Annotated in this window: 10 protein-coding genes and 1 tRNA gene; 4 read left to right on the top strand and 7 right to left on the bottom strand. The window is 70.5% G+C overall.

Translation table 11 applies throughout. The features are described 5' to 3' along the window. Positions 1–2 precede the first annotated feature (2 nt). The 3 genes from JHW48_RS17830 to JHW48_RS17820 all read left to right on the top strand — a co-directional run bounded on the left by JHW48_RS17830 (position 3) and on the right by JHW48_RS17820 (position 1,521). Entirely contained in the window at positions 3–440 is a 438-nt protein-coding gene (locus tag JHW48_RS17830) for an Lrp/AsnC family transcriptional regulator (RefSeq protein ID WP_119887856.1), read from the top strand. A gap of 80 nt (positions 441–520) precedes the next feature. Beyond that, the gene (locus JHW48_RS17825; protein WP_119887855.1) at positions 521–1,090 is read left to right on the top strand and encodes a type 1 glutamine amidotransferase domain-containing protein; all 570 of its coding nucleotides are present in this window, start codon (positions 521–523) and stop codon (positions 1,088–1,090) included. Between the two features lie 113 nt (positions 1,091–1,203). Continuing rightward, positions 1,204–1,521, top strand: coding sequence for a hypothetical protein (locus JHW48_RS17820; protein WP_419182431.1), 318 nt, complete (start codon positions 1,204–1,206; stop codon positions 1,519–1,521). On the opposite strand, the gene JHW48_RS17815 is transcribed toward JHW48_RS17820, so the two are convergent. Continuing rightward, positions 1,522–1,617: transfer RNA gene (locus tag JHW48_RS17815), tRNA-Sec, on the bottom strand. It lies immediately after the preceding gene. Between the two features lie 50 nt (positions 1,618–1,667). Next, positions 1,668–5,075 (bottom strand): bifunctional proline dehydrogenase/L-glutamate gamma-semialdehyde dehydrogenase PutA, encoded by a 3,408-nt coding sequence (gene putA / locus JHW48_RS17810; protein WP_119887015.1) that lies wholly within the window; start codon positions 5,073–5,075, stop codon positions 1,668–1,670. A gap of 64 nt (positions 5,076–5,139) precedes the next feature. Between putA and JHW48_RS17805 the strand changes: the two genes are divergently transcribed. Beyond that, positions 5,140–5,649, top strand: coding sequence for an Lrp/AsnC family transcriptional regulator (locus JHW48_RS17805; protein WP_419182429.1), 510 nt, complete (start codon positions 5,140–5,142; stop codon positions 5,647–5,649). Here the strand turns inward: JHW48_RS17805 and selB are convergent. From selB to fdxH, 5 genes are read right to left on the bottom strand one after another with little or no spacing between them, the layout of a single operon-like run. Further along, complete coding sequence (gene selB, locus JHW48_RS17800) at positions 5,646–7,538, bottom strand: selenocysteine-specific translation elongation factor (RefSeq protein ID WP_119887016.1); 1,893 nt, start codon at positions 7,536–7,538, stop codon at positions 5,646–5,648. The genes JHW48_RS17805 and selB overlap by 4 nt on opposite strands. Then, positions 7,535–8,893 (bottom strand): L-seryl-tRNA(Sec) selenium transferase, encoded by a 1,359-nt coding sequence (gene selA / locus JHW48_RS17795; RefSeq protein WP_119887017.1) that lies wholly within the window; start codon positions 8,891–8,893, stop codon positions 7,535–7,537. The genes selB and selA overlap by 4 nt, the downstream gene beginning before the upstream one ends. Continuing rightward, the gene (gene fdhE / locus JHW48_RS17790) at positions 8,893–9,807 is read right to left on the bottom strand and encodes a formate dehydrogenase accessory protein FdhE (protein WP_119887018.1); all 915 of its coding nucleotides are present in this window, start codon (positions 9,805–9,807) and stop codon (positions 8,893–8,895) included. The genes selA and fdhE overlap by 1 nt, the downstream gene beginning before the upstream one ends. A gap of 54 nt (positions 9,808–9,861) precedes the next feature. Continuing rightward, positions 9,862–10,551, bottom strand: a complete 690-nt coding sequence (locus tag JHW48_RS17785; RefSeq protein ID WP_119887019.1) for a formate dehydrogenase subunit gamma — start codon at positions 10,549–10,551, stop codon at positions 9,862–9,864. Beyond that, positions 10,551–11,525, bottom strand: a complete 975-nt coding sequence (gene fdxH / locus JHW48_RS17780) for a formate dehydrogenase subunit beta (protein WP_119887026.1) — start codon at positions 11,523–11,525, stop codon at positions 10,551–10,553. Before fdxH ends, JHW48_RS17785 begins: the two co-directional genes overlap by 1 nt. Positions 11,526–11,530 lie beyond the last annotated feature (5 nt).

Here is an 11,530-nt window from a genome sequence, read left to right as displayed (position 1 = left end):
CCATGTCAGATGCGACCGATGACCGGATCCTCGCCGAGCTGCGCCGCGACAGCCGGATCGCCAATGCCACCTTGGCGGAGCGCGTGGGGCTGTCGGCCTCCAGCTGCTGGCGGCGGGTGCGGGCCTTGGAGGAATCGGGCGCGATCCGCCGCTATACCGTCGATCTGGATGACGAGGTGCTGGGCGACCGCTTCAAGGCCATCGTCCATGTGAACCTGATGCGCCATGACCAGGCGCTGATGCGCGACTTCATCCGCATGACCCGCACCACGCCCGAGGTGCGCGCCTGCTATGCCATCACCGGCACGGCGGATTATCACCTGCATGTGACCTGCCGCGACCTGCAGGCCTATAATCGCTTTCTGGACGACCACTTGCTGTCCCTGCCCGCGGTCAAGGGGGCCCAAACCTTCCTGGTCCTGAAGGTCATCAAGGACTGAGGAGCCGGAACCGTCCCCCCGGGGGGCCGCGTTGCCGCCACCGAACCCCCGCAGGCGGGGGCCAACCGAAAGGAAGCGCCATGAAACTGGATGGAAAACGCATCGCCCTGCTGGTCGCCCCCCGCGGCACCGAGGAGCCCGAATTCGCCGAACCGCGCCAGGCCCTGCGCGATGCCGGGGCCGAGGTCACCGTCATCAGCACCGAGACCGGCACCGCCAAGACGGTGAACGGCGATCTGGACCCCGGATCGGATTACCCCATCGACAAGGCCATCGGTTCGGTTTCGGCCGATGATTTCCACGGGCTGGTCATTCCGGGCGGCACGGTGGGCGCGGACACGCTGCGTGCGGATGCCGATGTGGTGTCGTTCGTGCGCGACTTCTTTGCCCAGAAAAAGCCGGTCGGCGCGATCTGCCACGCCCCGTGGCTGCTGGTCGAGGCGGATGTGCTGAAGGGCCGGACCGTGACCTCCTATCCTTCGGTCCGCCGCGACATCGAGAATGCGGGCGGCACTTGGGTCGATTGCGAGGTGATGACCGATGCCGGGCTGGTCACCAGCCGCACGCCCGACGATCTGAAGGCCTTCTGCGCCAAGCTGATCGAGGAATTCGCCGAGGGCAAGCATGACGACCAGGCCCGCAGCGCCTGATCCCGCAGCAGGGGGCGGAACCCCGCACCAACTGCGGCGTTCCGTCCCATCCTGATGAACGAGGCCGCACCATGCCCTTTCCCCTGAAAACCAGCGTCCTGATCCTGGGGCTGATGGCCGTATCGGCGATCGCGCAGGTCGCCGCCGATGATGCGGCCCCGGTCGCCGCCCCGCAGGCGGCCGGGACGATCGCCGCCGCCCCCGATTGCCCCGCGCCCGCCACCCAGGCCGAGGCCGCGACCCAGCCCGACCCGGAGGAGGACGCGACCGCGGCCGAAAATTCCGCCTCGACCGGCTGGACGGGCGGCACGGGCGGATCGCATCAGGGCACGAACATTCAGGGCGCGATCGCCAGCTCGCCCACATGGCAGCCGCCGACCGCGCGGGGGCTGGATCTGGCTGGGATGCCGGAACCCGTTGCCGAATGCTGATGGCGGAAGGGAATGGGAGTCGAACCCACCCGGGACAGGCTCGCTGCCCCAACCGGATTTGAAGTCCGGCCAAACCACCGGGTCTGATGCCCCTCCGCGGATCGTCAGGCTAGGCGGGGCAGGCCCCCGCCGCAAGGCCTAATCCGTTACCCCGCCAGCAGGGCCGCGTTCCCGCCCGCCGCCGTCGTATCGACGCAGAGATGCCGTTCATGGCTGACATGCGCCCGGTCCGGCATGGCGGTGATCAGTGGAACCAAAGGCCCGTCGCGCCGCGCCAGCGCCTGCGCCATGGCCCGCCCCTGTTCCGCATCGCCCCACCACAGAACCGCCGTCACATGCGGCAGATCGGCCAGCGCCTCGGGCGCGGTGTGGCCTTGCGCCTCGACTGGCTGGCCGCCGAGGGCGGTGACGGCGCGGGCCTGCGCCGCCGCCGCATCCGCGCCGGGGCCCAGGCACAGGATCGGGCCGCGCGACAGGATGCGCAGGCGGTTCAGCTCGCCCGTGGGGCCGGGCATCAGCATCTCCTCCGGCGCGGGGGCTGCGGGGGGGGCGGCTAGGGCGCGGGTCAGCCGGTCTGGGTCGTCACCGGTCGGCCATGGCGATCCGGACATGGGCGACGCGGGCGCGAGGAAGCGCGGCAGATAGAGGGGCCCGCCCGCCTTGGGGCCGGTGCCCGACAGCCCCTCGCCGCCGAAGGGCTGGCTGCCCACGGTCGCGCCGACTTGGTTGCGGTTGACATAGATGTTGCCGACATGGACCGCCTCGGTCACCTGCTGGACGCGGTCGTCGATGCGGGTATGCAGCCCGAAGGTCAGCCCATAGCCGCGCGCATTGATCGCCGCGACCACGCGGTCCAGATCGCGGGCCTTGAAGGTCGCGACATGCAGGACGGGGCCGAAGATCTCGCGGTCCAAGGCCTCGATCCCGGGGACGCGGATCAGGGACGGGGGGACGAAATGGCCGCGATCCGGGACGGGCAGGCGGTGCAGGATGTCGCCCTGACGCGCCGCGAGGTAGTCCATGATGCCCGCCTGAGCCTCGGCATCGATCACCGGGCCCACATCGGTGGCCAGATCCCACGGATCGCCCACGCGCAATTCGTCCATGGCGCCGCGGATCATCTCGATCACCTTGGGGGCCACGTCCTCCTGGACATAGAGGCAGCGCAGCGCCGAGCAGCGCTGGCCGGCGGATCGGAAGCTGGAGGCGACGATGTCGCGGACCGCCTGTTCGGGCAGGGCGGTGCTGTCCACGATCATCGCGTTCAGCCCGCCGGTTTCCGCGACCAAGGGCGTGCCGGGGGCCATGTGATCGGCCATGCTGGCGGCGATCAGCCGGGCGGTGTCGGTGCCGCCGGTGAAGACCACGCCGTCGATGCGCGGATCGCGGGTCAGCGCCGCGCCGACCGTGGCCCCGTCGCCGGGCAGCAGCTGCAGCGCCGTGACCGGCACCCCCGCCCGGTGCAGCAGGCCCACGGCATGGGCCGCGATCAGCGGCGTCTGTTCGGCGGGCTTGGCCAGGACCGCATTGCCGGCCATCAGCGCCGCCGCGATCTGGCCGGTGAAGATCGCCAGGGGGAAGTTCCACGGGCTGATCGCGGCGATGATGCCGCGGGGCGCGCCGGTCGCCCCTTCGCCCTGCTGGGGGTAGTAGCGCAGGAAATCCACCGCCTCGCGCAGCTCGCCCACGGCGTCGTTCAGCGTCTTGCCGGCCTCGCGCGCGAGGATGCCGAAGATGGGGCCGAATTCGGCCTCGTAGAGATCGGCGGCGGCGCGCAGGATGCGGGCGCGTTCGGGCGCGGGCGCGTCCCAAGGCCGGGCGGCGGCGATGGCGGCGGCGACGGTGGCCTCGTCGGCCTCGGTCACCTGCGCCAGGGGGGTGCCGGTCGCGGGATCCACGACCGGGACCGCACGCCCCGAGGCATGGCCTGCAATGATCGGCGCCGCGTCCGCGAGGGGGGCTTCGCGCCCCGCGAAGATCCGCGCCAGACAGTCATCGGCGGTCAGATCGAAGCCCGCCGCATTCACCCGGCCCGCGCCATAGATCGCGGCGGGGGCCAGCAGCGCCTGCGGGGCGCGGGCGGTGGGCAGCGCGTCGAAGGGGTCGCGGGCGATCTCCTCCGGGGTCACGTCCTCGTCGACGATCTGGTTGACGAAGCTGGAATTGGCGCCGTTCTCCAACAGGCGACGGACCAGATAGGCCAACAGGTCCTGATGCGCACCGACGGGGGCATAGATGCGGCAGCCCGTGGCGTGATCGCGCAGCACGATGTCATGCAGCCGCTCGCCCATGCCATGCAGGCGCTGGAATTCGAAGGTTCCCCCGGCCAGGCCCTGATTGCCCGCCATCTCCAGCACGGCGGCGACGGAATGGGCGTTGTGCGTGGCGAATTGCGGATAGATCCGGTCGGTCATCGCCAGCAGCTTGCGCGCCAGGGCCATGTAGCTGACATCCGTCGCCGTCTTGGAGGTGAAGAGCGGGAAATCCGGATGCCCCTCGACCTGGGCGCGCTTCATCTCGGTGTCCCAATAGGCGCCCTTGACCAGCCGCACCATGATGCGGCGGTCCAGCCGTTCGGCCAAGGCATGCAGCCGGTCGATCACCGCGCCCGCGCGCTTGCCATAGGCCTGCACCACCACGCCGAACCCGTCCCACCCGGCCAGGCGCGGATCGGCCATCACGGCCTCGATCACCTCCAGCGACAGGGCCAGGCGGTCCTGTTCCTCGGCATCGACGTTCAGGCCCATATCGGCGGCGCGGGCCTGCAAGGCCAGCTCCAGCACCACCGGGACCAGTTCGGCCATGACCCGGTCGCGCTGCGCGACCTCGTAGCGGGGATGCAGCGCCGAAAGCTTGATCGAGATGCCGGGATTGCGCCGCACCGATCCGCGGTCGCAGGACCCGGCGATGGCGGCGATCGCCTTGCGGTATTCCTCGGCATAGCGGGCGGCGTCGGCCGCGGTCATCGCGGCCTCGCCCAGCATGTCGTAGCTGTAGGAATAGCCCTTGGCCTCCTGCGCGCGGGCGCGGTCCAGCGCAGCGCCGATGGTCTGGCCCAGCACGAATTGCCGCCCCATCTCGCGCATGGCGCGGGTGACGGCTTTGCGGATCACCGGTTCCCCCAAGCGGCGGATCGCGCCGCGCAGCGTGCCCGCCAGCCCCGGCTGGTCGGCATCCAGAACCCGCCCCGTCAGCATCAAGGCCCAGGTCGAGGCATTGACCAGGCTGGAGGAGCTTTCGCCCAGATGCCGGCCCCAATCGGAGGGCGCGATCTTGTCCTCGATCAGCGCGTCGATCGTGTGGCGGTCGGGCACGCGCAGCATCGCCTCGGCCAGGCACATCAGGGCCACGCCCTCGCGGGTCGAAAGGCCGTATTCGGCCAGCATCAGCTCCATCATCGTGGGCTTGGATTCGCTGCGGATGCGGCGGACCAAGGCGGCGGCGCGGTCGCTGATGCGGGCGCGCATGGCGGGGGACAGGTCTGCCTCGGCCACGAGGCGGTCCAGCAGGGGGCCCTCGGGCTGGAACTTGGCGGCGGAATCAAGGTCGGACATGGCGGCACCCCATCTGGCTGTTCCCGCCATGATACCGCAGGGCATCTGGACGAAGGGACCAATCATGGCGCATGATGCAGGCGATTTTCCCAAGTTATGGGCCTTTTGCGTGACAGACCTGCTGGACCCGATCAACCGCCGCATCCTGGCCGAGCTGGTCGCCAATGCCCGCATCCCGGTGACGGAACTGGCGCGCAAGGTGGGCCTCTCCAAGACCCCCGTCGCCCTGCGCATCCGCCAGTTGGAGGAGGCGGGCCTGATCACCGGATATCGCGCCATCCTGTCGCCGGTGCGCCTTGGCCTGACCCATGTCACCTATGTCGAGATGCGCCTGTCCGACACCCGCCACAAGGCGCTGGAGGCCTTCAACGCCGCCATCCGCCTGATCCCCGAGGTCGAGGAATGCTACATGATCGCGGGGGGCTTCGACTACCTGCTGAAGGTGCGGTCGCGCGACATGGCCGATTACCGCCGCATCATGGCCGAAAAGCTGTCGGCCCTGCCGCATGTGGCCTCGACCTCCAGCTATGTGGCGATGGAGGCGGTGGTCGAACAGGGCGGCGCGATCCTCTAGCCGAAGAGGTCCAGCCGGTGCGGGTTCAGCCGCCGCAGATCACCCCGGCGCAGCGTGACCCCGTGGCGGTCGAAGAAATCCAGGATCTCGATGGCGACCTTGCGGCCGTTCCGGACCCGGTCGCGGAACTGGGGCGCGGTGAACCAGCCGTCATCCGTGGCCGCCGCCACGTCGCGCAGGATCGCCACCATGTCCGCCGTCACCCTGCGGGCGAAGAAATGGTCATGCGCGATCTGGTCGGTCCGCCCCAGCCTCTGCGTCAGGCGCAGGATGCGGCGGATGTCCTTTTCATCCGCGCCGAACTCGGTCGCGAAATCGCGCACGCGGGGCGGGCGATAGCGCAGATCGCCCAGCAGCGCGGGCTGGATGCGGTCCCAGATCGCCTCGTCATCCGGGGACAGGCGGACCTCGTGGCCGGGCAGGCGCAGGAAGGCGCCGTCGGGGAGGATGCGCCCGGCCTCGGCCTCGGCCCGCAGCAAAGCCAGCCACGGATCCTTGGGCAGGCGCGGGGTCAGGGACAGGCGCAGCCGTTCGCGGCCCAGACCCGGCAGGTCGGGATTGTCGGCGTGAAAGGCCGCCAGCTGCGCGGCGATCCCGGTCCGCAGCGCCTCCAGCTGCGCGGGTGACAGGGCCAGCCCCGCCAGGACCGTGCCGCCCGCACGGGCCAAGGCGGCGCGGGCCTGATCGGGCGGCATCGCCCGGTCGCGGGCAAAGACGCCCAGATCGACCGGCGCCACGGCCAGCATCGCGGCCAAGGGATCCGGCGCACCAGCGGCGGCGATCAGGGCCAGCCGTTCGGGCGTGCGCCGCTTGCGCGCGGGTGGGCGCAGGTCCAGCAGATGCCCGCCCCCGATGGTCCGGCTGGCCGAGACGTCGCGCAGGATGAACCGGTCGCCGATGGTCGCGGCCAGGGGGCGGTCCAGCACGATCTGGACCGGGCCGCTGCCGCCGGGCGGGATCGGGTCGCCCAAGGGGACGATGCGCGCGCCCGCCTCGGCGGCATGGGAATGCATGCGAGCGGGGAACCATGTGCCGATGGGTTTGGGCTCGGATGGCAGGACGGTCAGCACCGCGTCGATCCGGTCGGTGGGCGCGTGCAGGGCAGGGGCCTGAACGATGTCGCCGCGATGGATGGCGTCCTTGGACACGGCCTCGCCCGCCAGGTTCAGGGCGCAGCGCTGGCCGGCCAGGCCTTCGGTCGCGGGCCGGCTCTGGGCATGGATGGCGCGGACCCGCGCGGCGATCCCCGAGGGGCCCAAGGTCACCGCATCGCCCACCGCGACGCGCCCCGACAGGACCGTGCCCGTGATCACCGTCCCCGCGCCCTGCAGGGTGAAGCTGCGATCGACGGCCAGGCGGAACCCCGCATCGGTGGCGCGACGGGCCTGCGCGCCCTCGGCCCGGATCAGGGCATTGCGCAGCACCGCGATCCCCTCGCCCGTGACCGAGGAGACGGGGATGATCGGCGCATCGGCCAGCCCGCCGCCCGCCAGCGCCTCGCGGATCTGGGCCGTGACCTGCGCGCGGCGGTCGGCATCGGCCAGATCCGCCTTGGTCATCGCGACGAGGCCGCGCGACAGGCCAAGCAGGTCCAGGATCGCCAGATGCTCGCGCGTCTGCGGCATGACACCGTCATCGCAGGCCACGACCAGCAGCGCCAGGTCGATCCCGCCCGCCCCCGCCAGCATGGTGTGGATCAGCCGTTCATGCCCCGGCACATCGACGAAGCCGGTGACCCCGCCGCCCCCCAGAGCGGCATAGGCGAAGCCCAGGTCGATGGTGATGCCGCGGGCCTTCTCCTCGGCCAGGCGGTCGGCATCGGTGCCGGTCAGGGCGCGGACCAGGGCGGTCTTGCCATGGTCGATGTGACCGGCCGTGCCGACGATCACGCCAAGGCCTCCAGCAGGTCGGCGTCGCGGTCCAGGCAGCGCAGGTCCAGGATCAGCGCGCCGTCATGGATGCGCCCGATCACCGGGCGGTCGCGGTCGCGCAGCATCGCGGCCAGCCGGTCGGGGGCGTCGCCGCCCTGACCGGTGATGCGCAGCCCGGCCGAGGGGATCGTGTCCGTCGGCAGCGAGCCCGACCCGATCTGGCTGGCGCAATCGGTGGCGGTGACCCGGTATCCGGGCAGCAGCGCCGCGACCTGCGGGGCCAGGCGCGCGGCCTGGGCCGCGATATGGGCCTGGGGGCGCGCCAACATGCGCAGCACCGGCAGGCGATCCTCCAGCCGGTCGGGATCGCGATAGAGGCGCAGCGTCGCCTCCAGCGCAGCAATGCGGATCTTGTCCAGCCGGACGGCGCGCTTCATCGGGTTCCGGTTGATCCGCGCGATCAGATCGCGCCGGCCCAGCACGAAGCCCGCCTGCGGCCCGCCCAGCAGCTTGTCGCCGGAAAAGGTGACCAGATCGGCGCCCTCGGCCACGGCCTCGGCGACGGTGGGTTCGCGGCGCAGCCCCCATCGCGACAGATCGACCAGCGACCCCGCGCCCAGATCGTTCAGCATCACCACCCCGGTCTTGCGGGCGATGGCGGCCAAATCGGGGGCCGGGACCTCGGCCGTGAAGCCCTCAATGCGGTAGTTCGAGGTATGGACCTTGAGGATCACCCCCGTCTCCCCGCTGATCGCGTCCTGATAGTCGCGCGGATGGGTACGGTTGGTGGTGCCGACCTCGACCAGGCGCGTGCCCGCGCGGGCCATGATGTCGGGCATGCGGAAGGCGCCGCCGATCTCGATCAGTTCCCCGCGCGAGACAATGCTGTCCCGCCCTTGGCCGAAGGTGTTCAGCGCGATCAGCACGGCGGCGGCGTTGTTGTTGACGATGGTCGCGTCCTCGGCCCCCGTCAGCTCGCAGAGCAGGCCGCGCAGGTGATCGTCGCGCTGGCCCCGGCCGCCGGTCCGCAGGTCGAATTCCAAGGCCAGCGGTGCCGCCATGGCGGCCTTGGCGGCGGCGATCGCCTCCTCGGCCAGGATGGCGCGGCCCAGATTGGTGTGCAAGACCGTGCCGGTCAGGTTCAGGATGGGCCGCAGCCCGGTCACCGCCGCCGCCGCCAGATCGGCGGCCAGCAGATGCGGCAGGCGGGCGGCCTCGGCGGCGCCCTCGGCCCCGTCGCGGATCGCCGCGCGTGCCGCATCCAGACGCAGCCGGGCATGGCGGGTGACCGCCTGGCGGCCATGCGCCTCGACCAGGGCGGGCAGGCCGGTCAGCAGCTGGTCGACCGAGGGCAGGGCGCGGAACCCCGTCATCAGTATCCCGCGAGGAAGGGGTTGAACCCGCCGCGCCGCAGGCCCTGATCCTTCATCATCAGGTCCAGCCCCAGGCTGGCCACGTCGTCGGCGATGGGCTCCAGGCTGGGGTTCTTGTTCTGGTAGAGGACCTTGACCCAGGACTCGCAATCGCCGCAGACCTCGGCGCGGACGGTGGCCTGTTCGGTCTCGACGCTGCGATAGCTGATCTTGCCGGTCTCGCCGCAGCACAGGCAGGTCAGGCGCACCTCGTTCCACTGGGTCTGGCAGCAGGCGCAGGCGGCATAGCGCACGCCGTCCAGTTCCGCCATGCCCACCACGCTGGAGGTCGCGGGCCGCCCCCCGCAGGACGGGCATATGCCGGTGCGGATCTTGACCAGCTGATCGGCGGGCAGGGTCGCGGCCAGGCGCGACAGATGCAGCTGGACCGCCAACGCCGCAAACAGATGCGGCGCCACGCTGTCATCGGGGATGCGGTCGGCCAGCACGTTCTCCAGCAGCCAGTGCCGGTCGGGCAGGGGGGCCGCGATCACGGCCTGCAGGGCCAGGCGGGCGGGCTCCGGCATCTCCAGCGCGGCGGCGCCGTCCAGCACCGCATCCAGCACCGCGTGCAGCGCCGGGTCGGCGGCCAGGGGCGCGCGGTCGATCGGCGGCATACGGTTCTCGCGCGCCAGGCGGATCCGGTCGGGGTCGATGGGGGCGGGGCGGGGCAGCTCCTCGGCCAGCCGGGCCTGTAGCCCGGTCAGCGCGGTCAGAAAGGACAGCCAAGGGGCCAGGTTCTGATTGTGCCCGGCCAGGAATTCCAGGCGCTTGGCCCGGGCGGCGTAGAGCCGCATCGGCTTTGGCAGCAGGGCCAGGGGCGCGGTGGGCACCCCGCCGATGGCCGAGGGGTCGGGTTGGATGGTGGTCGTCATGTCTCGCTCCGGGCCGGACCGGCCACAGGGATGCCGGTGGTGGTGGCCGGCGGATTACTCCGCCGGGCCCTTGTTGTCGCGGCTGGCGATTTCGCGCAGCCATTTGCGGTGGTGGCGCCAGGCCCAACCGCCGGTCACCGTGCCCCGGGTCATGGCGCGCAGCGTGCCCCGTGTCCAGATCGCGGCATAGACATGCATGATGAAGACCAGGATGATCGCCACCGCCGCCAGCGCATGGACCAGCACCGCGATGCGGCGAGCCGGCACGCTGACCAGATGGCCCGCGACCTGCTGCCAGATCATCACGCCCGACACGATCAGCACGATGATCAACCCGGTCATGGCCCAGAACACGAATTTCTGGCCGGCATTGTACTTGCCCAGCTCGGGCAGGTTCTCCTCGCGGCCCTTCACCACATCGCCGATATTTGCGACCCAGGTCGTGTCCTCGGGCTTGGGCATGTTCAGCCGCCACAGCTGGATGAACATCAGCGCGAAGCTGAAGAACAGCACCACGCCGATGATCGGGTGGATCCAGCGCGTCATCTGCCCGCCGCCGAAAAGGCCGGTGAGGAAATACAGCGCGGGGTCGAACAGGGCCAGCCCCGACAGGGCCAGCGCGATCAGGCTGAAGGCCGTGACCCAGTGGTTGGCGCGGGTGAAGCCGCGATAGCGGCTGACCTCGACCGGCTGGACGCTTTCCAGCCGGTCGCCCGGTTCCGAATAATAGGGGCGCGGCGCCATCAGCGATGCCCCCCTTCATCGGGGTCCTGACCCTTGACCAGCTTGTCGGCGGCCTCGATGTCGTGATCCTCGACCTCGTTGCCGCGGGCAAACAGACCGTGCAGCGTCGCGCCCACCGCGGCCAGACCGATGGCCGCCAGGCCCGCGGTCTTGGTCACGCCCTTCCAGCCCTCGACCACCGGAGAGATGCGGGGGTTTTCGGGCAGGTCATTGTAGATGCCGGGCTTGTCCGCGTGATGCAGCACATACATCACATGGGTGCCGCCCACGCCCGCGGGATCATAGAGGCCCGCATTGTCATAGCCGCGCGATTTCAGGTCGTCGATGCGCGCCTCGGCATGGGCCTGCATGTCGGCCTTGGTGCCGAAGACGATGGCCTGGGTGGGGCAGGCCTTGGCGCAGGCCGGACCCTGGCCCACGGCGACCCGGTCGGAACAGAGCGTGCATTTGTAGCTTTTGTGATCGACCTGGCTGACGCGGGGGATGTCGAAGGGACAGCCGGTGATGCAATAGCCGCAGCCGATGCAGTTGTCCTTCACGAAATCCACGATGCCGTTGGAATACTGCACGATGGCGCCGGGGGCCGGGCAGGCCTTCAGGCAGCCCGGGTCCTCGCAATGCATGCAGCCATCCTTGCGGATCAGCCATTCCAACTCGTTCGTGGCCGGGTTCTCCCATTCGGCGAAGCGCATCAGGGTGAACATGTCGGGGGTCAGGTCGTGGGGGTTCTCATAGACCCCCACATTCTCGCCCACCGCCGGATGGGTGTCGTTCCATTCCACGCAGGCGGATTGACAGGCCTTGCAGCCGATGCATTTGGACACATCGATCAGCTTGGCCAGCTTTTCCAGCTGGCGGTCGGGCTGGGGCACGTTCCGGGTGGCCGAGATGCGCACGACGTCGCGCGCATCGAAATAGGCCTCGGTCGGCTGCACCGGCGGGTTGGACGCCGCCGTGGTCGGGCTGGTGGCGATGTCCT

Source organism: Paracoccus aestuarii (assembly GCF_028553885.1).
In the GTDB taxonomy this organism is placed as follows: Bacteria; Pseudomonadota; Alphaproteobacteria; order Rhodobacterales; family Rhodobacteraceae; genus Paracoccus; species Paracoccus aestuarii.
This window is presented reverse-complemented; position numbering and strand designations above follow the sequence as displayed.